Below are 25,133 nucleotides of genomic sequence, written 5' to 3' on the forward strand. Positions count from 1 at the left end.
TTCGCCTGCAGGGGCAGACTGCTCAGCGACGGGTCCCGGGTCGCGTTCGTCATCTGAGGAAGATCGGCGAGAAGGACCTGTGAGCGCACCCTTCCTTGAATAGCCAGCAGGGTCGGCTTTCGCGGCCAGCCGATATGACCGGCCGCTGATTGCAGTCCGGTGGCGGTGGCCCGCGTGCTGCGGTGCCGGGCGCGAGCCCGGACCGGTGACCGGTAAGGGCGGCGGGGTCAGGCGGGGCCGTGGATGGGGGCGGTCAGGCCGGTGAGCGGGGCGCCGGAGCCGCCCCAGGAGAGGGCGACGATCTCGGCGGCGATGGCCACCGCCGTCTCCTCCGGGGTGCGGGCGCCCAGGTCGAGGCCGATCGGGGCGCGCAGGCGGGCCAGGGCCGCTTCGGGGACGCCCGCTTCGCGGAGGCGGTGGAGGCGATCCTCGCAGGTGCGGCGGCTGCCCATCGCGCCGATGTAGCGGGCCGGGGTCCGGAGGGCGACCTCCAGCAGGGGGATGTCGAACTTCGGGTCGTGGGTGAGGACACACAGGACCGTGCGCTCGTCGACGTGGGTCGACTCCAGGTAGCGGTGCGGCCACTGGACGATCACCTCGTCCGCCTCGGGGAAGCGGGCGGGGGTGGCGAAGACTCCCCGAGCGTCGCAGACGGTCACCTGGTAGCCGAGGAACTTGCCGATGCGGGCCACGGCGGCGGCGAAGTCGATCGCCCCGAAGACGATCATGCGGGCCGGGGAGGCCCAGGACTGCACGAACACCTCACGCTCGCACGCCGTCACGATCGCGCTGCGACCGTGCGCCAGCAGACCCCGCGCCTGGGCGGCGGCGATCCGGTCGAGTTCCGGGTCGCCCAGGGTGCCGGCGGTGCGGTCCGGCCAGACCACGAGCTGGGCGTCCGGCAGGGACACGGTGGCGACCGGCCGCCCGGCGGCGATGTCGGCGAGCAACGCGTCCAGCGAGGTGGGCGTGGCCGGTGACGAAAGCGTGGACGGCGTGGCGGGGGTGGAGGGCGTGGCGGGGGTGGACGGCGTGGCGGGGGTGGACGGCGTGGCGGGGGTGGACGGCGTGGCGGGGGTGGACGGCGTGGCCGCTGAAGAAGGCGTGAGTGGCGCGGATGCGGAGGATGTCGTGGGCCCGGAGAGCGGGTAGGTGAGGGCGACCTCCGGCTGGATCATGATCTCGATGGTTCCGCCGCAGGTCAGACCCACTTCGAACGCGTCGCCGTCGCTCACCCCGTACGTATGGGTCTGGCCTTTGCGGGTTTGGATGACCTCTTGGGCGGCGGTGTAGACGGCGCCCTCCACGCAGCCGCCCGACACGCTGCCCAGGACGTCGCCGTGCTCGTTGACGGCCATCGCGGCACCGGGTTGGCGGGGGGCCGACCGCCAGGTGTTCACCACTGTCGCCACGGCGAAGGAGATGCCGGCGGCGCGCCAGGCGATCAGCCCGTCCACGATCTCGCGCATCAGAGCACCTTCCGTGATCAACACGTGGGAGTCAACGACGACTTAAGAGATCCCTTAGGTAGCTGTTGACATTGGACTCTATGCAAGCGAGGGTCTGCGCGACTCGCGGGAGGTGCAGGGTGCAGGTGCCGGCTCCGTTCGAATACGAACGTGCCACAAGCGTGGATCAAGCCATTGGACTGTTGGAGCGACTGGGCAGCTCGGCCCGGCTGGTGGCCGGTGGTCACAGTCTTTTGCCGATGATGAAGCTCCGGCTCGCCAATTTCGAATATCTCATCGACATCAACGATCTGCACGACGAGCTCGGCTATATCAGGCTCAGCGACGACGAGGTGCGGATCGGGGCCATGACCCGGCATCGGGAGCTTCTCGAGTCGGAGGTGCTGGCGGGAGTCTTCCCGATCTTCGCCGACGCCGAGCGCGTGATCGCCGACCCGGTGGTCCGCAACCGCGGCACGCTGGGCGGTTCGCTGTGCCAGGCGGACCCGTCCGAGGACCTGTCGGCGGTGTGCACGACCCTGGACGCGAGCTGCGTGATCCGGGGTCCGGGCGGCGCCGAGCGGGTCGTCACCATGGAGGAGTTCCACGTCGGCCCGTACGAGACGGCGGTCGCGGACGACGAGATCCTCACCGAGATCCGGATTCCGCGGAAGAACTTCAAGGTCGGCAGCGCGTACGCCAAGGTCGAGCGCCGTGCCGGTGACTGGGCCGTGGTGTCGGCGGGCGCCGCGGTGTGGCTGGACGCCGGCCGGATCGTGGACGCCCGGGTGGGCTTGGCCGCGGTCGGCCCGAACACCACCGGCATCCCGGAGATCTCGGCGGCGCTGCGCGGCTACGAGCCCAGCGAGGATCTGTACCGGATCGCCGGTGCGATCGCGGCGCGCAGCTGCGAGCCGGTGACCGACACCCGGGGCAGCGCCGAGTACAAGCGCCATCTGGCGGACGAGCTGACCCGGCGCACCCTGCGCACGGCCGTGGAACGGGCGAGGAGCTGAACTGATGCAGGTCACGATGACCGTCAACGGGACCGAGTACACCCGTGAGATCGAGGGCCGCATGCTGCTCGTGCACTTCCTGCGCGACGTGCTCGGCCTGACCGGCACCCACTGGGGCTGCGACACCAGCAACTGTGGCGTCTGCGTGGTGTGGCTGGACGGCGAGCCCGTCAAGTCGTGCACCGTGCTGGCGGCGATGGCGGGCGGCCACGAGGTCCGTACCGTCGAGGGCCTCGCGAACGGCGCCGAGCTGGACCCGATCCAGGAGGGCTTCCGGCAGTGCCACGGCCTGCAGTGCGGATTCTGCACGCCGGGCATGCTGATGACCTGCCGGGCGCTGCTGGACAAGAATCCGGACCCGACCGAGGGCGAGATCCGCGAGGCGATCTCCGGCCAGATCTGCCGGTGCACCGGTTACTCGTCGATCATCCGCTCGGTCCGCTGGGCCGCGGTGCACGAGGCCAAGGCGAAGGAAGAGGAGGTGGCGCAGGCATGACCGACCTTCAGGACAAGAAGCTCACCGAGTTCGAGGACAACGACCAGAACCCGATCGGCTTCGGCCGGATGCTGCGCAAGGAGGACGCGCGCCTGCTCCGTGGCCGCGGCCGGTTCGTCGACGACGTGCAGCTGCCCGGAATGCTGCACCTGGCGATCCTGCGGTCGCCGTTCGCGCACGCCAACATCGTCAGCATCGACACGAGCGCGGCCGAGGCGTCGCCGGGGGTGAAGGCGGTCGTCACCGGCGAGACGCTGAAGGGCCTCGGCCTGGCGTGGATGCCGACCCTCTCCAACGACGTGCAGGCCGTGCTCGCCACCGACAAGGTCCGCTTCCAGGGCCAGGAGGTGGCGTTCGTCGTCGCCGAGGACCGCTACAAGGCCCGGGACGCGCTCGAGCTGATCGACGTCGAGTACGACGTGCTGGAACCGGTCGTCGACGTCCGCAAGGCGCTCGACCCGGACGCCCCGGTCATCCGCACCGACCTCGAGGGCAAGACGAACAACCACGTCTTCGACTGGGAGACCGGTGACGAGGAGGAGACGAACCGCGTCTTCGCCTCGGCGGACGTGATCGTCAAGGAGGACATCGTCTATCCGCGCGTGCACCCCGCGCCGATGGAGACGTGCGGCTCGGTCGCCGACTTCGACCCGGTCGAGGGCAGGCTGCGGCTGTGGTCGACCACCCAGGCCCCGCACGCGCACCGCACCCTCTACGCGATCGTCGCCGGCCTGCCCGAGCACAAGATCCAGGTGATCGCGCCGGACATCGGCGGCGGCTTCGGCAACAAGGTGCCGATCTACCCGGGCTACGTGCTGAGCATCGTCGGCTCCATCGTCACCGGCAAGCCGGTGAAGTGGATGGAGGACCGCTCGGAGAACCTGATCAGCACCGGTTTCGCCCGCGACTACATCATGCGGGCCGAGATCGCGGCCACCCGTGAGGGCAGGATCCTGGCGATCCGCACCAACGTGCTGGCCGATCACGGCGCGTTCAACGGCACGGCCGCCCCGGTGAAGTACCCGGCCGGTTTCTTCGGCGTCTTCACCGGCAGTTACGACCTGCAGGCCGCGCACTGCAAGATGACCGCGGTCTACACGAACAAGGCGCCCGGCGGTGTGGCGTACGCCTGCTCGTTCCGCATCACCGAGGCCGTCTACCTGGTCGAGCGGATCGTCGACACGCTGGCCTACGAACTGCAGATGGACCCGGCCGAGCTGCGGCTGAAGAACTTCATCCAGCCCGAGCAGTTCCCGTACACCACCAAGACCGGCTGGGTGTACGACTCCGGGAACTACGAGCCCACCATGCGCCTGGCGATGGAGATGGCCGGCTACGAGGAGCTGCGCAAGGAGCAGGCGGAGAAGCGGGCCCGCGGCGAGCTGATGGGCATCGGCATCGCGTTCTTCACCGAGGCGGTCGGCGCCGGCCCGCGCAAGAACATGGACATCCTCGGGCTGGGCATGGCCGACGGCTGCGAGCTGCGGGTGCACCCGACCGGCAAGGCCGTCGTCCGGCTGTCGGTGAAGACCCAGGGGCAGGGCCACGAGACCACGTTCGCGCAGATCATCGCCGAGGAGCTGGGCATTCCGCCGGCCGACATCGACGTGCTGCACGGTGACACCGACAACACGCCGTTCGGCCTGGGCACCTACGGAAGCCGGTCCACTCCGGTCTCCGGGGCGGCCGCCGCCCTGGTGGCCCGCAAGGTCCGCGACAAGGCGAAGCTGATCGCGTCGGCGATGCTGGAGGTGTCGGTCGCCGACCTGGAGTGGGTCAAGGGCGCCTTCCAGGTGAAGGGCGACCCGGGCAAGTCGGTGACGATCCAGGACGTGGCGTTCCGGGCACACGGCGCCGGCGACCTGCCGGACGGTGTCGAGGGCGGTCTCGAGGCGCAGATCTGCTACAACCCGTCGAACCTGACCTACCCGCACGGGGCGTACATCTGCGTCGTCGACATCGACCCGGGCACCGCCGAGGTCAAGGTCCGCCGGTTCATCGCGGTCGACGACTGCGGCACCCGGATCAACCCGATGATCATCGAGGGGCAGGTGCACGGCGGCCTCACCGACGGCGTCGGCATGGCCCTCATGGAGATGATCTCGTTCGACGAGGACGGCAACTGCCTCGGCGCCTCGCTGATGGACTACCTGATCCCGACCGCGCTCGAGGTGCCCGACTGGGAGACCGGCTTCACGGTCACCCCGTCGCCGCACCACCCGATCGGCGCCAAGGGCGTCGGCGAGTCCGCCACGGTCGGCTCGCCGCCGGCGATCGTCAACGCGGTCGTCGACGCGCTCAAGCCGTTCGGTGTCCGGCACGCGGACATGCCGCTCACCCCCAGCCGGGTGTGGGACGCGATGCGCGGCCAGGCCACCCCGCCGATCTGAGAAGCATCGTGTGGCTTTCGGGTGCGAATCGCACCCGAAAGCCACACGGAAGGAAGGAGTACGTGATGACGACGAGCATCGCCGAGCGCGCGCACGAGCTGACGGCCGCCCGCCGCCCGTTCGTGCACGCCACCGTGGTCCGCGCCCAGGAGCCCACCTCGGCGCGGGCCGGCGACGACGCGGTGATCCTGGCCGACGGGTCCATCGAGGGCTTCGTCGGCGGGGTCTGCGCCGAGACGTCGGTACGGGCGGCCGCCATGGACACGCTGCGCGACGGCAACACCGTCCTGCTGCGGGTGCTGCCGGAGGACTCGGCCGAGTTCCCGGAGACGCCCGGCGCGCTCGTCGTCGTCAACCCCTGCCACTCCGGCGGGGCGATCGAGATCTTCCTCCGGCCGGTGCTGCCGAAACCACTCATCGCGGTGGCCGGTGGCAGCCCGATCGGCACCGCGGTGACGGCCCTGGCCGAGTTCCTCGACTTCGAGGTGACCCACTCGCCCGAAGGGGCCACCGCGGTGGTCGTGGCCGGACTGGGCCGCGACGAGGAACGCGTCGTCCGGGAGGCGCTGGACGCCGGCGTCCCGCTGATCGCCCTGGTGGCCAGCAACACCCGGTCGGCGATCCTGCTCGACGCGATGGGCCTGAGCCCGGAGGAGCGGTCCCGGATCCGGGCGCACGCGGGAATCGACATCGGCGCCCGTACGCCCAAGGAGATCGCCCTCTCCGTGGTGGCGGAGATCGTGCGCGAGATGCGGATCGGTGGCCTGGCCGCCGCCGCGCCCAAGAAGCCCGGAGCGACGCACGCCGAAGCGGCGGCGTTCGCGAAGGCCGGGCCCGAATTCGTGGCCGGCCCGGCCCTGCCCGTCGGGCCGGCCACTCTCCCCGTCGCCGAGGCCCCGGCGCGGACCGCGATCGACCCGGTCTGCGGGATGACCGTCGTGATCGGACCGGACACCCCGCACGGGGTCGTGGACGGTGAGGACTTCTGGTTCTGCTGCCCCGGCTGTCTGAAGAAGTACACGAAGGCCTGACCGGTTGAACACTCCTGACGATGTCATCGGGCGGCTGGACGCCGTCGACTACCTGGTCGACGACGGCCTCGCCATGGCGATCTTCCTGGCGTTGCGCCTGGGCAAGCCGCTGCTGCTGGAGGGCGAGCCGGGCGTCGGCAAGACCGCCGCCGCGAAGGCCCTGGCGAGCGCCCTCGACACGCCGTTCATCCGGCTCCAGTGCTACGAGGGCCTGACCGCCGGCGAGGCCCTGTACGAGTGGAACTACCAGCGGCAGCTGCTGCACATCCGGCTCGGCCACGCCTCGGACGACTCCTCCCTGTTCACCGACGACTTCCTCCTGGAACGGCCGATCCTGCGCGCCGTCCGGCACGACGGGCCCACCCCGCCGGTGCTGCTGATCGACGAGATCGACCGGGCCGACGACGAGTTCGAGGCGCTGCTGTTCGAGTTCCTCGGCGAGGCGTCGGTCACCATTCCCGAGCTGGGCACCTTCGCCGCCCTGCGGCCGCCGATCGTGGTGCTCACCTCGAACCGCAGCCGCGACCTGCACGACGCGCTGCGCCGCCGCTGCCTCTACCACTGGATCGAGTTCCCGTCTCCGGACCGCGCGGCGTCGATCGTGCGCCGCGCGGTTCCGGCCGCCACCGCGCCGCTGATCCGGGACGCCGCCGAGTTCATCGGCCGGGTCCGCGGCCTCGAACTCGACAAGGCGCCCGGCCTGGCCGAGACCATCGACTGGGTCTCCGCGCTGTCCGCTCTCGGTGTCACCGAACTCGCCACGGGGGATGTACTGCGCACCATCGGCACCATCGCCAAAACCCCTGACGACCGGATCCTGGTCGCCGAGGCCGCAACTCAGGAGAGCCCTCAATGAAGATCACCAACGAGTTCGTCGTGCGGATCCCGATCGACCGTGCCTGGCAGGTGCTGACCGACCTCGAGGGCATCGCCCCCTGCATGCCGGGCGCCCGGCTCACCGGGGTGGAGGGGGACGTCTACCAGGGCAAGGTGAAGGTCAAGGTCGGCCCGGTGATCTCCGACTTCTCCGGCACCGCGCGGTTCACCGAGAAGGACGACGTCGCGTACCGGGCGGTCATCGACGCCAAGGGCCGCGACGCGCGGTCGGCGGGCAACGCGGCCGCCGTGGTCAGCGCGTCGCTGTCGCCGGAGGGCGACGACAGCACCAAGGTGTCGGTCGACACCGACCTGAAGATCAGCGGCAAGCTGGCCCAGTTCGGCAGCGGCATGATCAAGGAGGTGTCGTCGAAGCTGCTCGCCCAGTTCGTGGCGAACCTGGAGGCCAAGCTGGCCGCCGGCGAGCCCGGCCCGGACACCGTCTCCGCCGCGGCGGCCGAGACCGCCCCCGCCACCGCGGCGGCCCTGGGCGACCCCGCCCCCGACGTCCCGCGCATCGACGAGACGGCCGCCGCGCCGGTCGCACCGGACCCCTCCGCCGGTGAGGTCGAGCCCGCCGCCGGCCGTATCCGGACCGCCGCGGGCACCCCCGAGCCCGTCGCCCCGCTGCGCACCCCGGAGCCGGGGCTGGCCGTCCCGGCCGCTTCCGCTGCTTCCGCTTCGGAGCCTGAGCCGCTCGACCTGCTCCAGGTCGCCGGCGGCTCCGTCTACAAGCGCCTCGTACCGGTGGCCGTCGGCGTGGCCGTGGTCGCGGCCGTCGTCATCTGGTTCGTTGCCCGCGGCTGACCCCACCCCGGTGCTGCTGCGTGGCGCCGACCGGGCCGCGTTCGCCGTGGCGTTCACGGCCCGGCTGCGCCGCGCCGGCCTGCCGGCCGGAATCACCGAGACCGACGACCTGGTACGGGCACTGGCCGCCAGCCCACCGGTGTCCCGCACCGCCCTCTACTGGACGGCCCGGGTCGCCCTGGTCCGACGGCACGCTGACCTGGCCGTCTTCGACCGGGTCTTCGCCGCAGTCTTCGACGACGGCCCGCCGCTGCCGTTGAGCCGCTCCGCCGTGCCGCCGTCCCGCCGCGACGACACCGTCAACGTGGCCGTTCCCGGCTCCGGCGACGAAGCCGTCTCCGGCGGCGACGGCCTGCCCTGGGCCACCCTGCCGCCGGTGGTCGCCGCCGACGAGACGCCCGCCGACGGCGGCCCGCTCGTGCCCGACCTGCGTCCCAGCGAGCTGGCCGCACTGTCCGGGCAGCCTTTCGAGGACCTCGACGCGGTTCAGACGGCGGCGCTCGGCGAGGCGCTGCGGGACACCCTCACGCGCTGGCCGCACCGGCGCGGCCGCCGGTACGCCGCCCATCCGGCCGGCCGGCGGGTGGCGTTGCGGCCCACCATCGCCCGGGCCCGGCGTACCGGATGGGAGGCGGTCGGCGTGGTGCGGGAACGGCCGGTGCCACGCCCGCGCCGGGTCGTCATGCTCTGCGACGTCAGCGAGTCGATGCGCGCCCAGGCGGCCGGCTGTCTCCAGCTCATGCGGGCGTTCGCCACGGTCGCCGACGCCGAGGTGTTCGCCTTCGCCACCCGGCTGACCCGGCTCACCGTGCCGCTGCGGCACACCTCGCCGGCCGAGGCGGTCGAGCAGGCCGGGGCGGCCGTCGGCGACCGGTTCGGCGGCACCCGGATCGCCGCCGGCATCGGTGCGCTCCTCGACTCCCACCACGGCCAGTCGGTACGCGGCGGAGTGGTGATCGTGGCGTCGGACGGGTGGGACAGCGACCCGCCGGAACGGATGAGCGCCGTCATGGCCCGGTTGCGGCGGCGCGCGTACCGGATCATCTGGTTGAATCCCCGCGCCGGCGCTCCTGGATGGACTCCCGCCGTCGGTGGCATGGCCGCCGCGCTGCCGTTCTGTGACCGGCTGTTGCCGGCCGCCACCTTCGCCGATCTCACGCGGGCCGTTCTGCATCTACAGGAAGTGGCCGGCCGGCGATAGGCTCAGCGTTTTCTACCGGGGGAGGAAGGCCGTGGCACGGATCCAGCAGAGCTTACGGAGAGCCGCCGGCGCGATCGTCGAGGGAGCCGACCCGAGGGAGGTGGCGCGGGCCGAAGTGGGCCGGCTCGCCGGTTCGGTGCCGGAGATGGGTGTCGATCCCACCGACTTCCCGGCCGCGCAGGAGCTCGGCGGCAGCGTCGACACCGTGATGGAGCAGCGGACCGTCCCGCTCGACGAGGCCGGCGAGGTGCTCAACCGCAGCGAGCTGCGGCGGCAGGACGGCGAGCAGGTGCACGTCATCTGCCCCATGGTGATCCCCAAGGGCCGCTCCCTGGTGACCATGCTGCCGGTGCTGTCGCTGCTGGTGATCGGACTGTTCGGTGTCGCCGTGGTCGGCGCCGCCGGCGGAGACGTGCTGCTCAACCCGTTCGTCGGCGTGCACTACTGGGTGCTGTCGCTGTTCGCGGTCGGGTTCGTGTGGTGGCGGCAGGGCATGGTGATGGTGCCGGACGGCTGCGCCGCGCTGATCACCCGCTTCGGCAAGCTGGAGCAGGTCGTCGGCCCGGGCCGGATCATCCTGCTCAACCCTTGGAAGCGGGTGTCGTACATCGTGAACACCACCCGGGAGTACCCGTTCAACGCCCCGGTCCGGGAGGCGCCCACCAAGGGTGGGGTGAAGGCGTCGATCGACCTGTTCATCCAGTTCCGCATCAACGACCCGGTGGAGTTCGTCTACACGCTCGGCGCGGTCCGCGGCTTCGAGGAGAAACTCAGCAACGCGGTCAGCGAGACCATCCGCAGCCTCATCTACGAGCAGGCGGCCGCCGACATCTACAACATGGTCGGCGAGGACTCCGGCCGCCTGCTGGACATGCTGAACCAGCAGTTCCGCCCGGCCGTCGAGCTGACCAACGCCAACATCACGCACGCCGAGCCGTCCGACCAGAGATACCGGATGGACCTCGCCGCGCCGGAGATGGTGCGCGTCGCCAAGGACGCCTACACCCATGAGTACGCGTTGCAGCTGCGCAAGGAGCAGGACGAGGGCGACCTGACCAAGGAGCTCGCCACCCTCACCGAGACGCTGTCCGCCATCCAGGCCGAGATCGCCCAGTACCAGGCGCAGATGGACACCGCCGTGGAGCGGGAGACCAACCGGGCCGAGGCGATGGCCCGCCAGCGGTACGTGCTGGCCGAGTCGGAGGCGAAGGCCAACGCCGCCCTGCTGGAGGCGCAGGCGCTGGACATCCGTGCCGTCACCACGGCCGAGGCCCCGGAGATCCTGGAGTACCGCTACCAGCGCGAGGTGCTGGACCGGCTGGAGGAGGTGGCCGCCCACCTGCCGCGGCTGGTCCGCATCGGCGGGTCCGGCGACCCGAACGGGGCGGCCGGCGTCGACCTGCTGCAACTCGCCCGGGAGATGCTCGGCGAACGCGGCACCGAGCTGTTCACCGACGTCGACATGGCCGTCATGCGTGACCGGCTCACCGCGGTGGCGCGGCGCATCGCCGAACGCGAGCCGGAGATCGAGGCGCTCCGTGCGGCCACCGCCTCCCCGTCCGCCCCCGAGGCCCCGGCGATCGCCCCGGCCGCCGACGACATCGAGGAGCAGCAATGAGCGAGCTTGCGAGCGAATCATCGAGCTCAGGTGTGGACTCATGGCGACGCCGGAGCGAAGCGGAGGTGGCGGCATGAGCGAGCTTGCGAGCGAATCATCGGGCTCAGGGTCGAACTCATGGCGACGCCGGAGCGCAGCGGAGGTGGCGGCATGAGCGAGCTTGCGAGCGAATCATCGAGCTCAGGTGTGGACTCATGGCGACGCCGGAGCGCAGCGGAGGTGGCGGCATGAGCAGGTCTTTCGGTGGCCGCAGCTCGGTCATCGCCGAGGCGGTGGCGCCGTGGAGCGACATCGCCCGGCTGCTGCGCGGCGGTGACGCGGGCACGCTCGTGCCGGTCGTCATCCCGAAGCACCGGCGCCGGCTCGGCTGGATCGCCGCCCTCTGGCTCGGCCTGCTCGCCGTGCTGTCCGGGGTCATGTTCACCATCGACGGCTCCGGGATCCTGGCCGCGCTGGCGTACACCTCCGGGGTCGTCCTTCTGCTGGCCGGGATGCTGTGGTGGTGGCGCACGTCGATCGTCGAGATCGAGCAGGGCACCCACGGCGTCCTCACCCGTTACGGCGCGGTCGCCGGCACCCTCGACCCCGGCCGGCACTACCTGTGGCACCCGTGGTCGCGGGTCGCGTTCGTGGTCGACGTGGCCACCGAGATCCCGTATTCCGCGCCGGTCATGGCCTGCCCCACCCGGGAGAACGTGCCGCTGCGGTCGATCGAGTTCTTCATGAAGCTGCGGATCACCGACGCCGTCCTGTTCGTGCGGACCATCGGCGCCGGCAACTTCGACCTGGTGCTGTCCAGCGCCGTCCAGGACGCCATCCGGCAGCGGGCCCGGCTCGTGCAGACCGAGCGGGCGTACGATCTGCGCGGCTCCGACGTGGCCGACATGCAGGAACTGCTCAACCGGCAGCTGTCCCGGTACGGCGTACGCATCACCGGCTGCAACATCCCGGACGTGCAGTTGCCCACCCAGTACCAGCAGCACCTGGCCACCCGGGAACGGGTCGCCAAGGAGAGCGCCGCCTACGTGCAGGAGTGGGGTCTCACCCGGAAACGCCGCATCGACCAGCTCCAGATGGACATCGAACGCGCCAAGAAGGTCCGCGACGCCCGCATCGTCGAGGTGAAGGCGGCCCTCAACAAGGCGCGTGAGCAGGTCGCCCAGCTGCTGGAGAAGCAGGAGACCGACGCCCAGCGGGTCCGGTTCGAGATCGAGACCCGGGGCCGCAGCGGACTGATCGCGGCGGAGAACGAGGCGAAGGCCCAGCGGCGGCTCGCCCAGGCGTACCGGGACAACCGGGCCGTCCTGCAGTACGAGCTGGCCCTGCGCCGCCTCGAGGTGGGCGCCGAGCTGGCCGGCCGGGCGCCGCAGCCGGTGGTGATCCGCACCGACGGCGGCAGCGACAACGGCGCGCTGGCCACGCTCATCGCCGCCCAGCTGCTGCCGCGGAGCATCAGCTCCACAGAGTCACGTGAATCGACGGCTTGAACCGTCCCACGTTGACCCCGGCGCCGCGCATCATCGCCTGAATGGCCCGGGGCGTCGACGCGAAGCGGGCCAGCTCGGCCGCCGCGGACGGCGCCCCGGTGTCGGCCAGGGCGAGCGAGTGCCACACGTCCTCCAGCCCGGTGTGCGGGCCGCAGAACTGCACGAGACGGCCCTTGCGGACCTCCGGCGCCACGGTGAACGACAGCGCCGCCGCCACCCCGTGCCCGCGTTTGGCCTCCTCGATGGCGGCCGCGTGGCTCTGGAAGATCTGCTGCCGGTCGTCCGGCACCCCGAGCCGGCGCAGCAGTGTGGGGATGGCGCCGTGGTCGGCGGCCGCCGACGGCCCGAGAAGCCACGTCTGATCGCGCAGCTGCCGCGGTGACGGCCGGGTGCCGGCCAGCGGATGATCCGGGGCGGCCACCGTCACGACCTTGTAGTACATGACCGGGCGGCACACCACCGCCGGATCCGGATCGGCCGGCGGTGGCCCGATCGCGATGTCGACGCTCCGCTCGATCAGCGCCGTCCCGAACGACCCCGGGTTGCGCACGCTCAACTCGACGTCCAGGTCGGCGGCCCGGTTCGCGAACAGCTCGATCAGGCCGGGCGCGGCGTGCTCGGCGAACAGGCTGGAGGCGCCCACCCGCAGCAGCCGCCGGCCCTGCCCGGCGGCGCTCACCTCCAGCACCGTGATGTCCTGCAGGCCGAGAAGCTCGGTGGCCCGGCTGGCCAGGCGCAGACCGCCGGGGGTGAACGTCAGCCCGTTCGCCGACCGGGAGAACAGCTGATCGCCGAGTTCCTTTCGCAACTGTCCGATGTGCAGCGACACCGCCGACTCGGAGACCTCTAGCTGGGCGGCTGCCTGCTTCACCGAGCCGCACCGGACCACGGCGGAGTAGGCGCGCAACTGAGTGGGGGTCACCGCCGAAATGTATCGCGATCAACGTGTGGGACGCGCCCGGCGTCGCAGACTATGACCACACCGGCGATCTCGCCGATCCCGGGCGCCCGCCCCGGCGCATACGCTGTCGTCCGCTCGCCGGACTCAGGGGGACCCGCCATGCCAACGTTCCAGGCCACCGACGGTGTGGAGATCTACTACCAGCAGTGGGAGCAGGAGTCGGCGCTGCCACCCGTGCTGCTGCACCACGGTTTCATCGCCGACGGCCTCACCAACTGGGTGCTGCCCGGCGTGGTGAGTGCCCTGACCGCCGCCGGCCGGCACGTCATCACGATCGACGCCCGTGGTCACGGCCGCTCCGGCAAACCGCACGACCCGTCTTTCTACGGCGAGAGCCGGATGGCCGCCGACGTCGCCACCCTGCTCGATCTGCTCGGCGTCGAGACGGTCGACGTGGCCGGCTATTCGATGGGCGCCGTCGTCTCACTGATCCTGACCACCCGTGACGCCCGGGTCCGCCGCCTCGTCATCGGCGGCGTCGGCTCGGCGGTCGTCGAACTCGGCGGCGTCGACACCCGGATCATCCCGGCCGCCGACTTCCGCGAGGCGTTCGAGACCGGCGACCCGGCGACCATCACCTCCCCGGCCGCCGCCGGTTTCCGCTCCTTCGTCGACGCGGTGGGCGGCGACCGTACCGCCCTGGCCGCGCAGGCCGCGGCCCTGCATCGCGAGCCCATCCCGCTGGACACCATCACCGTGCCCACGCTCGTCCTGGCGGGCCGCGACGACGTCCTGGCGGGCCGCCCGGAGATCCTGGCGAAGGCCATCCCGGACGCCCGCCTCGCCGTCATCGACGGAGACCACCTCGGCGCCGTCCGCGTCCCGGCCTTCACCGGCGAGCTGCTCGCCTTCCTCGGCACCTCCGGCTGAGGCGGTGGGCCGTCCGTCCCGGCCTCACCCCTTCTCTCCGGTACGCGTGACATCGTCCCGCCTCGTTCGGGCCGTTCCGTCCGTCCGGCGCGATCCACCTGCCCACTCACCCCCGTGCCGCGCCCGCCGGGCCGAGATCGGTGGCCCCGCGCCTTCCGGGATCTTGACCGGCGGTGATCGAGCGGGCGCGGTATCGTACCGGCACTGAACCGGCTGTCGCTGCGAACAGCCCTCAGATCTGCTGTCCATCGGCACTGGGCGACGGGATCGGAATGTCTGCGGAGAAGAACCTCACCGGTGTACGCCGGTCACGGCCACGTGGCACGGCTGACGGGAAGGACAAGGCGACCGCCCGGGACCAGCTGCGCACCGCGATCCTGGCCGGGGAGTACATGCCCGGCGAACGCCTGGTGGAGGCGCAGCTGATCGAACGGTTCGGGGTGAGCCGGTTCAACATCCGGCTGGCCCTGCAGGACCTCGCCGGTGAGGGACTGGTCGAGATCCAGCGCAACCGTGGCGCCCAGGTCCGGAAGATCTCCCTGGCCGAGACGATCGAGATCACCCAGGTCCGGATGGTCCTGGAGGGCCTGGTCGCGGCACAGGCGGCGGAACGCGTCACCGCGGCCGAGGCCGGCGAGCTCGACGAGATCGGGCTGCTCATGCGCCGCGCCGTGGAGGCCGGCGAGTTCCGCCGGTACAGCGACCTCAACCAGCGCCTGCACGGCCTGATCCGGAAGATCGCCGGCCACGCCACCGCCGACCGGCTGATCGGCACCCTGCGCGCCCAGCTGGCCCGGCACCAGTTCATGCTGTCGCTGCTGCCCGGTCGGCCGCAGGTGTCGCTGCCCCAGCACGAGCGCATCATCACGGCCATCCGCGACCGCGACCCGGCGGCCGCCGAGACGGCCATGCGCGAGCACATCGCGAGCGTCATCGACGTGCTCCGCTCGCTGGAGGACACCCCCGGAGCGCACGGCTAGGGTTACGCCCACTGCGCCTCGGCGACCGGCGGCGTACCGTGGGTGTGGAAGGTCTCGATCGTCTTCAGGCCCCAGGCCTGGCCTTTCGCGCGTTCCGCCTCGGTCCAGGTGATCACCTCGTGGTCCGGCGCGAGCAGCAGCCGGGCGCCCGCGTTGCACAGTTCGATCCGGTTGCCGCCGGGCTCCCAGACGTACAGGAAGAACGTCTGCTGGATGGCGTGCTTGTGCGGCCCGGTCTCGATGTGCACGCCGGCCTCCAGGAACACGTCCGCGGCACGCAGAATGTCCTCCCGGGTGTCGGTCGCGAACGCCACGTGGTGCAGCCGCCCTCGCGAACCGGTCCAGTCCCGGGTGTAGACCACGTCGTAGGACTTGTCACCGAACGTGTACCAGACGGCCGCCTTGGTGCCGTCGTCCAGCACGATCTGCTCACTGGCCCGGCCGGTCAGCGCCGTGGACAGGAACTCCTCGTTCGGCGGCACGTCCCGTGCCAGGAAGTTGACGTGGTCCAGGCGCCGCACGTTCGAGCCGCGGCCCGGAAAACGCGCGGCCTGGTTCTTCAGCGACGGGCGGGTGGCGTCCGAGGCCACGTACCGCCGGGTCTCGTAGTAGAGCCCGAACGGGTGCCCGTCCGGGTCGGTGAAGTGGTAGACCGGCCCGTACCCGGGCTCGTCCGTGCTCCAGCCCGCGCCGAGCCCGGCCGCCTCGACGGCCGCCACCCGCCGTTGGAGGGCCTCCGGTCCGTGGGCCCGCAGCCACGTCCGGCCGATGCCGGACGTGCCCGCCCCGGTCACCTTCACCGTGAAGCTCTCGTAGTCGTCCCAGGCGTGCAGATAGGCGCTGTCCCCGCGCCGCTCGACGACCTCCATCGCCATCGTGGCGGTGAAGAACCCGATCGTGTCGTCGAGGACCGGGGTCAGCAGCTCCACCGCGGAGACGTGGGCGATGTCGCGGATCTTCTCAACCATGGACGATGGCTCCTTCCGTGTTGCGACGGGGATGAACCCGCCCCTCCAGGAGCAGGCGGGCGGTGCTGACGACGGCGGAACGCCCTGCATCGGCGTCGACGACCACGTCGGAGAACCCGGCCGGATGCTCCAGCCGGATGGTTCCGGACACCTCGGTGTGCGCCACGCTGCCGGGCATCGCCACCGCCGTGCCGACCGTGACGGCGGCGAGCACCCCGATCGAGGCGTGCACGCGATGCGGGATGAACATCCGCGTGCTCAGCGTGCCACCCGCGGTGGGCGGCGAGATCAGGCACATCTTCGGTACGGTCGCCGCGCTCACGTCACCGAGACCCATCAGCTCGCCGGCCAGCAGGCGCAACCGTTCCACCCGGCGGCGCAGACGGCCGTCCGCCTCCAGTTCGGCGGGAGTCTCGGCGCCGGTGACGCCCAGCGACGCCGCCGTCATCAGGACCACCGGCATGCCGTTGTCGATCAGGGTGGCCGGGACGCCGTCCAGGTCGTCCAGCACCCGGCCGGTCGGGAGCAGGCCGGGGGCGACCGAACCGGCCGTGTCCCGGAACTCCACCTCCAGGCGGGCGGCCGTGCCGGGCACGCCGCTGAGCGCGGTGTCCCCGGCGTACACCACCCGGCCGCCCGGGGTGGGCACCGAGACGACGGCCAGGGCGCCGGTGTTGAGCATGCGGACGCGTACCGGGGTGATGTCGCCGGAGACGGGAACCAGGGCGCGCTCGACGGCGAACGGGCCGACACCCGCCAGGATGTTGCCGCACGGCTGCTCCGCGCTCACCCGCGGCTGATCCACCCGCACCTGCAGGAACAGGTAGTCGACGTCGGCCTCCGGGTGGTCCGAGGCGCTCACCACGGCCACCTTGCTGGTCAGCGGGTGCCCGCCGCCGATGCCGTCGATCTGCCGCGGATCCGGTGACCCCATCACCGACAGCAGCAGCGCGTCCCGCTCGGTCTCGTCCGCGGGCAGATCCTCGCGCAGGAAGTACGCGCCCTTCGACGTCCCCCCGCGCATGATCACGACCGGGACGCTCATGTCGCCACCTCCGCGGTGCCGCGTGGAGATCATCGCTGTCCCCCCGCTCACGGCTCGTCCACGTAGACGACGCCCAGCTCCGCCAGCAGCGGGCGCAGGTGGTACATGTCCAGTCCCAGCTCACCCGCGGCGAGCCGGGCACGCTTGGCGTCCTCGTTCGCGGTACGGGCACGGGCCGCCTCCAGCACCGTGGCCGCCCGCTCGTACGGGATCACCACGACACCGTCGTCATCGGCGACGATCGCGTCACCAGGATCGACGACCTGACCGCCGAGCACGACCGGCACGTTCACCGACCCCGGGCTCGCCTTCACCGTGCCCTGCGTGCTGACCGCCCGCGACCACACCGGGAAACCCGTCTCCCGCAGTTCGGCCACGTCGCGTACCCCGGCGTCCAGGACCACGCCGACCGCACCCCGGGCCCGCAGCGAGGTGGCGAGCAGGTCGCCCAGCATTCCGTCGGCCGACGGCGAGGTGGTCGTGACGACGACGACGTCACCGGGCCGGACCTGCTCCACGGCCGCGTGGATCATCAGGTTGTCGCCCGGGTGGCAGGAGACGGTCACCGCGCTGCCGGCGATCCGCGCCCCCGCCTGGATCGGCCTGATCTCGGGGGACACCGCACCGCGCCGGCCGTCCGCCTCGTGCGCCGTGGACGCGCCGGCCTCCGCCAAACCCCTGAGAACCTCTTCGGAGACCCTTCTGACGGTACGCACGACGACATGCCGGGCCATCAGTTCAGCTCCTGGGTGACCTGCGGGTAGAGCCGCATGTACGCCTCGGCGTACGTCTGGTTCGGCAGCCCCAGGTTCGGCCCGGAGTTCCGTGACGCCTGCAGGCCGCGCCGGCTGCCCAGCTCGGTGTAGTAGGTGTGCAGATGCCGCTGCGCCGCCAGGATCCGCATGGCCTCCCGCTTGGTCTCCCACACCGGCGTGATGTCGAGCAGCACGTTCGGGACGAAACCGCACTGTTCCGGCTGGTGCGGCTCGAAGCCGAACACCGGCGGCGCCCCGATGACCTCGCCCGGCCCCTCCACGCCCGGCGCCTGTGCGAGCACCCGTGCCTTGAGGGCGGCGCCGTGCGCGAACGCGTGGTCGAAGTTGTACGGATCGGCCGCCGCGTGGGTCAGCACCACCGACGGCCGCACCTCCCGGTACAGGTCGATCAGCGCCTGGAGCAGCTCCGGCGTCTCCACCAGCGGGTAGTCGCCGGCGTCGAAGAACCGGATCTCCGCGCCCAGCACCCCGGCGGCCTGCCCGGCCTCGGCCTTGCGGTGGTCCTTGACCTGTTGGAGGGTGTAACCCTTGCGCCAGAGCGAGGCCGACTCGCCGCGCTCGCCGAAGCTCATGCAGCCGATCACCACGCGCTGACCGCGGGACGCCGCCAGAGCGATGGCGCCGCCGGCACGCCAGACGAAGTCGCCGGGGTGGGCGGTGAGCACCAGGGTCGAATCGGTCATCGCGACTCCCATTCGATTGCCAACAGCATTGTCAACGATCCCCGGGACGGCGATGTCCCGAGAGCGCGGCCGCACGGCCCACCGTAGGGGAACCACCGCGCCCGAACAATTGTTGACAATTCTGTCGCCGGGTGGGAACACTCACGGTCGGACTTCGGTTCCCGCGGCAACGAGGAGGCCCGCGAGTGCGCAGCCGGCCCATGGTGTGCCCGGAGGTTTCGCCGTGACCGAGGCCGTCATCGCCGTCCTCGGCCTCGGTGAGGCCGGCAGCCTCACCGCCGCCGATCCGGCCGAAGCCGCCGCCGATCCGGCCGAAGCCGCCGCCGATCCGGCCGAAGCCGGCGCCGATCCGGCCGAGGCCGGCGCCGCCGTGCGCGGCCACGACCCGAAGGCGCCGGCACGGGCAGCCGCACCTTGCGGGCGAAGGCGCCCGCCGGGGTGCGGCCGGCCGGAAGCGACGCCCAGGCGTGTGCCGGGGCGTCGATCGTGCTCAGCGTCAACAGCGCCGCCGACGCGGTGGACGCGCTGCGCGACTCGCTGCCGTCGCTGGCGCCCGGCGCGATCTGGGCACTCCGGTGGGGTTGTGGCTGGACCGGCCGCTCAAGCCCGGCGGTCGCGGCATGGTTCGTCAGTGGCGCGGTGATCGCGGTTCTGTCGTACCGGGGAAGGGGTTATTGATCTTGAATCAAGCTTGACGCGGCCATCTCCAGGAGGGCGTCGGGGGAGGGCGGGCCCGCGGGGATGGGCGTGGGGTCGAGGCAGCGGTCGAGCAGGAGCTCGACCAGTGCGGCCCGGTGGACGATCTCGCTCGCGTCGATGGAGCCCGGGAGGATGCGGATCTCCACGGTGTCGCGCAGCGGTGGATCGTCGGTCAGGACCTGCGTCAGGTTTATATCGAAAAACTTCGTAATATGTCCAGCTTTGGCGGCTTCGCGTAACTCGCTGGTCGTCGGACTGCCGGCGACCGCTCGGACCAGAGTCTCCGGCAGCGGGGCCAGACGGCGGCAGGCCGGATTGGTGGCCAGCAGTGTGCGCAGCGGCTCGCGCCAATGGGCGAACAGCCGGATCAGATTGGCGAGCGCCGCCGGTGAGCGGAACGGCCCGCCGTCCACGTGCAGGTGCACGGCCGCCTCGCGCGGCACCGTGAAACCGAGCTCGCGTGCCGTGGTGAGCAGGGACGACAGCTCCGCGTGATGATTCTCGGTCAGCGGCGGGGTGACGATCTCGCAGGGGCGTTCCCGTTCACCGCCGGCGGGGGAGGCCAGGGCGATCGTGGCGCCGGCCGCGTCGTCGAGCCGGTGGACGTCGCCGTGCCGTTCGATCGTGGTGCCCCACAACTCGGCTGCCGGCTCCAGCACCCGGGGCAGCGTGGTCCCCGGATCGCACCGGGCGGACAGCAGGCGCAGCAGGCGGCCGTCGTCGGTCAGCACCCGGAACCAGCCGGGGGTCGCCGGGGCCCGGGGATCGAGGCCGTGCTTGAGAGTGATGTCGTCGACCAGGGTGCACAGCGGTGAACCGTCCCGCCGCCGCACCTCGAAACCCTGCGTGAGGTTCAGGAACCGTCCCAGGCCGGGGACCAGGGACGGCTCGCTGTCGTGGTGCCACACCGGCCGGACACTGCCCCCGCAGCGTCCGGCCAGGTCCAGCGCGAGCGTGCGCCGGCTGACCCCGGGTGGGGCCATCAGCTCGATCTCGAAGCCGATACGCCGGCGCAGCTCAGGGATCACGGCTTGATCGGCAGGGTCTCGCCGGCCTCCAGGCGACGGCCGGCCTCGACCTTCACGGCGTACGTGTCGTCGCTGTCCATCTTCCAGAGCTTGGCCAGCTTGGCGGCGTCCGCACCGTCGTAGCCGGCTTCCCAGAAGATGGTGGCGAACTTGGCCTTGCGAGCCTCCTCGAGCTGCTTCGGATCCGGTTTGATCGGCAGGGTCTCCCCGGCCAGCAGCCGTTTCCCGCCCTCGATCTTGGCCTGGTACGGGTCGTCGAGCTTCCACAGCTTGGCAAGCTTGACGGCGTCGTCCCAGTCGTAGCCCCCGTTGAAGAAGGCCTCCGAGTTGCGGCCTTCCTCGGTCTGCCCGGGGACGCCCTCGGTGTTCGGCTTCGGCTGGACCGGCAGGGTCTCCCCGGCCAGCAGTCTCCGCCCGGCGAGCAGTTTGATGTCGCCCGCCTGGGTCTCGGTCATGTTCCAGAGCTTGGCCAGCTCCAGAGCGTTGGTGTAACCGAATCCGGCCTCGAAGTACGCGTCGAACGCCTGATCGTCGGTGTACGACGGGGTGGGATTGGGTGCGGCGACCTGGATGACCGGGCCGGACGTGCCCGGCTCGGCCGGCAGGAACGCCGACATCTGGGTGACGCCCGCGATCAGGCCGGCGCTGAGCGCCACTCCGCTCGCGGCCTGCACACCGCGGCGCCGCCACCGGTGCTTTCGGGCCAGTTCTTCGACGCGGGCGTAGACCGCGGCGGGATCCGGCGTCTGGTTCTCGTGGGTGATGAAGGCTTCCCGCAGCCGGTCTCCGTGCTCGGTCACGACCTCTCCTTGGCAACTACTCGCAGGTCCGACTCCTGGTCGAGCCGGAGGATCCTCAATGCCCTCGACGCGTGGCTGCGCACCGTGGCGGCCGTGCAGCCGAGCAGGTCGGCGATCGCGTCGTCGTCCAGCTGCTCGTAGTAGCGCAGCACCAGCACGGCCCGTTGCTTGCGGCCCAGCGCGGCGAGCCGGTGCCACAGCGCGTCGGCCTCGACCACACCGTCCGCGTGGTCGCGCACACCGCCGCGCGCGTCGTCCAGCTCGATGAGCCGCTCGCCGGCCGCGTGCACGTGCCGGACCGCCCAGCTGCGCCGCCAGGACAGGTACTCGTTGAGCACCATGCGCCGGACATACGCGTCCGGGGAGTCGGCGCCGCTGATGCGCCGCCATCGGGTCTGGGCTCGGGCCAGCACCTCCTGGACGACGTCCTGTGCCAGGTCGCGGTCGCCGGTGAGGACGACCGCGTAGCGCAGCAGACTGGGCAGGCGGGCCAACGCGAACTGCTCGAAGGTCACACCTCATCGACGCACCCCGGGCCGGATCTGTGCAGTCGAATCCGAGATTATTTTCCGGAGGCCAGTAGATAGACAGTCTGCTAAGCAGCTAGCCTGCCTACATGACACCCCGGCCGTGGCTGCACGGTTTCCTCGACCTCTGCCTGCTCGCGATGCTGCGCGACCAGCCCGACTACGGCTACGGGCTGGCCCAGCGGCTGGCCGCGGCCGGTGTCGCCGACATCCCCGGCGGCACCCTCTACCCGGCGCTGCTGCGCCTGGAGCAGCACGGACTGGCCGAGCCGAGCTGGGCGCCGTCCGGCTCGGGGCCGCGCCGGAAGTACTACGCGATCACCCCGGCCGGCGTGGCCGCGCTGACCGCCCAGGCCGAGGAGTGGCGCGGCTTCCGCGACGGCGTCGACTCCCTCATCGGGGAGCGCGTGGCATGAGCGAGCTTGCGAGCGAATCGGTCAGCTCAGGGTTGATCTCATGGCGGCGCCGGAGCGAAGCGGAGGGGACGGCATGAGCGAGCTTGCGAGCGAATCGGTCGGCTCAGGTTTGTACTCGTGGCGGCGCCGGAGCGAAGCGGAGGGGACGGCATGAGCGAGCTTGCGAGCGACTGGCCACATCGTTTCGAGGCCGAGCTGATCCGGCTCGGCGTGCGACCGGAGCGGGCCCGGCAGTTGGGTGCGGAGACCACCGCCCAGGCCGGGGAGCACGCCGCCGACCCGGACCGTTTCTTCGGCCCGGCCCATCTGTACGCCCGCCATCTGGTCGCCGAGCTGCAGGCGCCGGCCCGGTCGTTCCGGGCCGTCCCGGGGCCGGTGCTGCTCAGCCTGGCCGGGGTGAGCAAGCGGTACCGCGGGCGGCCGGTCTTCTCCGGCGTCGACCTCACCGTCCGCGGCGGCGAGGTGGCCGCGATCGTCGGCGCCAACGGCTGCGGCAAGTCCACCCTGCTGCGCATCTGTGCCGGCCTGACCCGTCCCACCGGCGGGGAGGTTCGCCGGACCCGCCGGGTGGGATTCGTCCCGCAGGACGGCGGCACCGCGGGCTGGCTCACGGCCGAGGAGCATTTCACCCTCTTCGGGGCCGCCGCCGGCATGGCGCCACGCAAGGCCCGGTCGACCGGCATGCACCTGGCGTCCCGCCTCGCCTGGCGCCCCGCGCCCGGACAGCCGGCGCAGGAGCTGTCCGGTGGCACCCGGCAGAAGCTGAACCTGGTCCTCGGCGAGTTGCACGGTCCCGACCTGCTGCTGCTCGACGAGCCGTACCAGGGTTTCGATCAGGGGTCGTACCTGGACTTCTGGCGTCAGGTGGGGGAGTGGCGCGACGCCGGCCGGGCCGTGGTCGTGGTCACCCACCTGCTGCACGAGCTGCAGAACGTCGATCACGTCCTGGACCTGGGCGCCCACTCGGGAGGAGACCGATGACCGCGCTGACGGTGGCCGGGCTGTCGGCCCGCGAGGTGAGCCGGCGGCGCACCGCGCTGCTGCTGGTGATCTCCCTGCCTCTCTGGTTCTACCTGGTCCGGCGGGATCTGACCGGCCAGTCCACCCGGATGCTCACCCTCGGCATCGCCTGGGCCGTCTCCACCCTCACCCTGTTCGTGGTGAACGCGGCCCGCGGCGTAGATCCCCGGCTGCGCCTCTCCGGCGCCTCGGTGGCCGGCGTCATCGGTGGCCGCCTGATCGCGATGAGCGGTTTCGGCCTGCTGCTGGCCGGCGGTTACCTGGTGCTGGTCGGCGTCGACCAGGACATCGACCGTCTCTGGGCGATCGGCGTGATGATGGCGATCACCGCCCTGATCGCGGCGCCGTTCGGAAGCCTGGTCGGCGCGCTGCTGCCCCGCGAGCTGGAGGGCGCCCTGGCCCTGCTCTCGGTCTGTGCCGTGCAGATGCTCGCCGACCCGGCCGGTACGGTCGCCAAGTTCATGCCGTTCTGGTCGGCACGGGAGATCGGCACCTACGCGGTCGACGGCGCCGGCACCGACCTGCTGTGGCGCGGTCTCGCCCACGCGGCGGTCGTCTGGCTGCTCTGTGCCGGCCTCACCCTGGCCGTCTTCGCCCGTCGCCTGCGGCTGGCCCGCTATCCCGAGCCGCTCCCGGAACGAACCTAGCGGGGCGGGGCGGCGGATGCGGGCGAGCCGCTCCCGGAACGAATCCAGCGGTGCGGCGGATGCGGGCGAGCGGCTCCCGGAACGAATCCAGCGGGGCCGGGGCGGCGGATGCGGTCGAGCCGCTCCTCCGGCGAACAAAGTCGGGCTGGAGGGTCACATTCCGGCGACGGCGGCCGAAAGGAAGATCGTCCGAACTGCCGAGAACGGTGTCATTCCGAGGTAGCTGATGAGCAACGGTGTAGCTGGTCCGATGTCCGTGCCCGGCGCGGAGGGCGCGCCGCCGATCGAGTTGCCGGAGGTCGGTACCACGATTTTCCTCGTCCTGGGCGAGGGTCTGAATCTCCGCTCGAAACTGCAGGCGATCGACGGCGGCGCTCTCAGCGTCACCGCCCCGCTGGAGACCACCGGCCTGACCGTCTTCCATCCGGGCCGGGAGTTCGAGATCTTCTGGGCGCCGCCGCGGGACCGGATCGTGCTGCCCTGCCGTTTGAGCGCGGTGACCGACTCGCCGCCGCGATGGATCCTGGTGCCGGCGGGCGGCGCCCGTCACGACAACCGGCGCGAGTTCGTGCGTGGCGGGGCCGGAGCGATGGTCCGGCTCGACGCCGAGGTCGCCGGCCAGCCGTCCGAGGGGGTGCTGCTGGACATCAGCGAGGGCGGTCTGCGCTGCTGGATCGACCAGGCCACCTCGCTGGCCCCGGGCGACCGGGTGGATGCCACGGTGTGGCTGGGCACCGCCGAGGCCCGGCTGAGCGGTGCCGTCCACACGGTTCGCCCGGCGCCGCACGGGGACCCCGGCGAGCACCTGATCCTCACCTTCGACACCAAGGAGGACGTGGCCCGGATGATCCGGCAGTACATCCTCGCCTGGGAGATCGGTGAGCGCCGCCGCAAGCAGCGGGCCGTCACCGGCGACGGCGGCGGCGCAGGATCGACCGGGTGACCAGCAGGGCCACGACCGCGACCAGTTGGCCGCCGATGATGATCTTGTTGACGTCGAGGGCGGGGCGCCAGTGGGCGTCGCCGCCCCGGATGACGTAGACGCCGGCCGGGCGGGCGGTGAAGCCGAACCCGCCGCCGGAGCCCTCGCCCTGCTGGGTGTCGTCGTCGGTGCCGGCGGGCCCGCCCGCGCCGCCACCTCCGCCGCCGCCCCCGCTCACCACGGCGACCGGCACGACGGTGACGCCGTCACGCTCGATCGGTGCTCCGAACACCCGGTCGGCCGTGGCCGTCTCGGTGCCGGCACGGGCCCGCTCCAGGATCTCGGCGGCGCTGAGTTTCGATGGCATGCGCTTCTCCTCCGTGTCGTGAATTCTTGCTCCAGGGTCTCGCGGAAGTGCCGT

General features: G+C 71.6%; 26 protein-coding genes. 16 read left to right on the forward strand and 10 right to left on the reverse strand.

Annotation, left to right across the window (positions count from 1 at the left end; translation table 11 throughout):
• Positions 1-227 precede the first annotated feature (227 nt).
• Positions 228-1,469 (reverse strand): XdhC family protein, encoded by a 1,242-nt coding sequence (locus AB0I88_RS18340; RefSeq protein ID WP_361025276.1) that lies wholly within the window; start codon positions 1,467-1,469, stop codon positions 228-230.
• An 80-nt stretch (positions 1,470-1,549) separates the two neighbouring features.
• Between AB0I88_RS18340 and AB0I88_RS18345 the strand changes: the two genes are divergently transcribed.
• From AB0I88_RS18345 to AB0I88_RS18385, 9 genes are all read left to right on the forward strand, one after another.
• Positions 1,550-2,464, forward strand: a complete 915-nt coding sequence (locus AB0I88_RS18345) for a xanthine dehydrogenase family protein subunit M (protein ID WP_361025279.1) — start codon at positions 1,550-1,552, stop codon at positions 2,462-2,464.
• 4 nt (positions 2,465-2,468) lie between these two features.
• Complete coding sequence (locus AB0I88_RS18350; RefSeq protein ID WP_361025282.1) at positions 2,469-2,960, forward strand: (2Fe-2S)-binding protein; 492 nt, start codon at positions 2,469-2,471, stop codon at positions 2,958-2,960.
• A complete protein-coding gene (locus AB0I88_RS18355; RefSeq protein WP_361025285.1) occupies positions 2,957-5,350 on the forward strand; it encodes an aerobic carbon-monoxide dehydrogenase large subunit in 2,394 nt (797 codons plus the stop codon). Before AB0I88_RS18350 ends, AB0I88_RS18355 begins: the two co-directional genes overlap by 4 nt.
• 65 nt (positions 5,351-5,415) lie before the next feature.
• Entirely contained in the window at positions 5,416-6,381 is a 966-nt protein-coding gene (locus tag AB0I88_RS18360) for an XdhC family protein (protein WP_361025288.1), read from the forward strand.
• A 4-nt stretch (positions 6,382-6,385) separates the two neighbouring features.
• Positions 6,386-7,237 (forward strand): MoxR family ATPase, encoded by an 852-nt coding sequence (locus AB0I88_RS18365; protein WP_361025291.1) that lies wholly within the window; start codon positions 6,386-6,388, stop codon positions 7,235-7,237.
• Positions 7,234-8,064 carry an SRPBCC family protein gene (locus AB0I88_RS18370; protein ID WP_361025294.1) on the forward strand — a complete coding sequence of 277 codons (831 nt, stop codon included), beginning with the start codon at positions 7,234-7,236 and terminating at the stop codon, positions 8,062-8,064. Before AB0I88_RS18365 ends, AB0I88_RS18370 begins: the two co-directional genes overlap by 4 nt.
• Positions 8,051-9,265, forward strand: a complete 1,215-nt coding sequence (locus AB0I88_RS18375; RefSeq protein WP_361025297.1) for a VWA domain-containing protein — start codon at positions 8,051-8,053, stop codon at positions 9,263-9,265. Before AB0I88_RS18370 ends, AB0I88_RS18375 begins: the two co-directional genes overlap by 14 nt.
• Positions 9,266-9,296: 31 nt before the next feature.
• Entirely contained in the window at positions 9,297-10,883 is a 1,587-nt protein-coding gene (locus AB0I88_RS18380; RefSeq protein ID WP_361025300.1) for an SPFH domain-containing protein, read from the forward strand.
• Positions 10,884-11,110: 227 nt separating this feature from the next.
• Positions 11,111-12,370 (forward strand): SPFH domain-containing protein, encoded by a 1,260-nt coding sequence (locus AB0I88_RS18385; protein ID WP_361025303.1) that lies wholly within the window; start codon positions 11,111-11,113, stop codon positions 12,368-12,370.
• On the opposite strand, the gene AB0I88_RS18390 is transcribed toward AB0I88_RS18385, so the two are convergent.
• On the reverse strand, positions 12,336-13,292 hold the full coding sequence (locus AB0I88_RS18390; protein WP_361025306.1) for a LysR family transcriptional regulator: 957 nt from the start codon (positions 13,290-13,292) through the stop codon (positions 12,336-12,338). The two genes, AB0I88_RS18385 and AB0I88_RS18390, sit on opposite strands and share 35 nt — an antisense overlap.
• A gap of 138 nt (positions 13,293-13,430) precedes the next feature.
• Here AB0I88_RS18390 and AB0I88_RS18395 point away from each other — a divergent pair, with 138 nt between their 5' ends.
• Both AB0I88_RS18395 and AB0I88_RS18400 read left to right on the forward strand, forming a co-directional pair.
• The gene (locus tag AB0I88_RS18395) at positions 13,431-14,201 is read left to right on the forward strand and encodes an alpha/beta fold hydrolase (RefSeq protein WP_361025309.1); all 771 of its coding nucleotides are present in this window, start codon (positions 13,431-13,433) and stop codon (positions 14,199-14,201) included.
• A 272-nt stretch (positions 14,202-14,473) separates the two neighbouring features.
• Positions 14,474-15,181: a GntR family transcriptional regulator gene (locus AB0I88_RS18400; RefSeq protein ID WP_361025312.1), complete on the forward strand. Its 708-nt coding sequence runs from the start codon at positions 14,474-14,476 to the stop codon at positions 15,179-15,181.
• A 2-nt stretch (positions 15,182-15,183) separates the two neighbouring features.
• On the opposite strand, the gene AB0I88_RS18405 is transcribed toward AB0I88_RS18400, so the two are convergent.
• Genes AB0I88_RS18405 through AB0I88_RS18420 form a run of 4 tightly spaced genes read right to left on the reverse strand, consistent with a single transcriptional unit; the run spans position 15,184 to position 18,653 of the window.
• The gene (locus tag AB0I88_RS18405; RefSeq protein ID WP_361025315.1) at positions 15,184-16,149 is read right to left on the reverse strand and encodes a VOC family protein; all 966 of its coding nucleotides are present in this window, start codon (positions 16,147-16,149) and stop codon (positions 15,184-15,186) included.
• The gene (locus AB0I88_RS18410; protein WP_361025317.1) at positions 16,142-17,194 is read right to left on the reverse strand and encodes a 4-oxalomesaconate tautomerase; all 1,053 of its coding nucleotides are present in this window, start codon (positions 17,192-17,194) and stop codon (positions 16,142-16,144) included. The genes AB0I88_RS18405 and AB0I88_RS18410 overlap by 8 nt, the downstream gene beginning before the upstream one ends.
• 47 nt (positions 17,195-17,241) lie before the next feature.
• Positions 17,242-17,928, reverse strand: coding sequence for a 4-carboxy-4-hydroxy-2-oxoadipate aldolase/oxaloacetate decarboxylase (locus AB0I88_RS18415; protein ID WP_361025320.1), 687 nt, complete (start codon positions 17,926-17,928; stop codon positions 17,242-17,244).
• The gene (locus AB0I88_RS18420) at positions 17,928-18,653 is read right to left on the reverse strand and encodes a PIG-L deacetylase family protein (protein ID WP_361025323.1); all 726 of its coding nucleotides are present in this window, start codon (positions 18,651-18,653) and stop codon (positions 17,928-17,930) included. Before AB0I88_RS18420 ends, AB0I88_RS18415 begins: the two co-directional genes overlap by 1 nt.
• 414 nt (positions 18,654-19,067) lie before the next feature.
• On the opposite strand from AB0I88_RS18420, the gene AB0I88_RS18425 reads away from it, so the two are divergent.
• The gene (locus tag AB0I88_RS18425; protein ID WP_361025326.1) at positions 19,068-19,331 is read left to right on the forward strand and encodes a hypothetical protein; all 264 of its coding nucleotides are present in this window, start codon (positions 19,068-19,070) and stop codon (positions 19,329-19,331) included.
• Here the strand turns inward: AB0I88_RS18425 and AB0I88_RS18430 are convergent.
• Genes AB0I88_RS18430 through AB0I88_RS18440 form a run of 3 tightly spaced genes read right to left on the reverse strand, consistent with a single transcriptional unit; the run spans position 19,325 to position 21,695 of the window.
• Positions 19,325-20,380 carry an amidoligase family protein gene (locus tag AB0I88_RS18430; RefSeq protein WP_361025329.1) on the reverse strand — a complete coding sequence of 352 codons (1,056 nt, stop codon included), beginning with the start codon at positions 20,378-20,380 and terminating at the stop codon, positions 19,325-19,327. The genes AB0I88_RS18425 and AB0I88_RS18430 overlap by 7 nt on opposite strands.
• The gene (locus AB0I88_RS18435; protein ID WP_361025332.1) at positions 20,377-21,180 is read right to left on the reverse strand and encodes a hypothetical protein; all 804 of its coding nucleotides are present in this window, start codon (positions 21,178-21,180) and stop codon (positions 20,377-20,379) included. The genes AB0I88_RS18430 and AB0I88_RS18435 overlap by 4 nt, the downstream gene beginning before the upstream one ends.
• On the reverse strand, positions 21,177-21,695 hold the full coding sequence (locus tag AB0I88_RS18440) for a SigE family RNA polymerase sigma factor (RefSeq protein ID WP_361025335.1): 519 nt from the start codon (positions 21,693-21,695) through the stop codon (positions 21,177-21,179). Before AB0I88_RS18440 ends, AB0I88_RS18435 begins: the two co-directional genes overlap by 4 nt.
• Before the next feature lie 101 nt (positions 21,696-21,796).
• Between AB0I88_RS18440 and AB0I88_RS18445 the strand changes: the two genes are divergently transcribed.
• From AB0I88_RS18445 to AB0I88_RS18460, 4 genes are all read left to right on the forward strand, one after another.
• Positions 21,797-22,123, forward strand: coding sequence for a PadR family transcriptional regulator (locus AB0I88_RS18445; RefSeq protein ID WP_361025338.1), 327 nt, complete (start codon positions 21,797-21,799; stop codon positions 22,121-22,123).
• Positions 22,124-22,273: 150 nt separating this feature from the next.
• Positions 22,274-23,104, forward strand: coding sequence for an ATP-binding cassette domain-containing protein (locus tag AB0I88_RS18450; protein WP_361025341.1), 831 nt, complete (start codon positions 22,274-22,276; stop codon positions 23,102-23,104).
• On the forward strand, positions 23,101-23,790 hold the full coding sequence (locus AB0I88_RS18455; protein ID WP_361025344.1) for a hypothetical protein: 690 nt from the start codon (positions 23,101-23,103) through the stop codon (positions 23,788-23,790). Before AB0I88_RS18450 ends, AB0I88_RS18455 begins: the two co-directional genes overlap by 4 nt.
• A 226-nt stretch (positions 23,791-24,016) precedes the next feature.
• Complete coding sequence (locus AB0I88_RS18460) at positions 24,017-24,733, forward strand: PilZ domain-containing protein (protein WP_361025347.1); 717 nt, start codon at positions 24,017-24,019, stop codon at positions 24,731-24,733.
• Here AB0I88_RS18460 and AB0I88_RS18465 read toward each other — a convergent pair.
• On the reverse strand, positions 24,696-25,079 hold the full coding sequence (locus tag AB0I88_RS18465) for a sporulation protein (protein WP_361025350.1): 384 nt from the start codon (positions 25,077-25,079) through the stop codon (positions 24,696-24,698). The two genes, AB0I88_RS18460 and AB0I88_RS18465, sit on opposite strands and share 38 nt — an antisense overlap.
• Positions 25,080-25,133: the final 54 nt, after the last annotated feature.

This window comes from Actinoplanes sp. NPDC049802, assembly GCF_040656595.1.
Classification (GTDB): Bacteria; Actinomycetota; Actinomycetes; order Mycobacteriales; family Micromonosporaceae; genus Actinoplanes.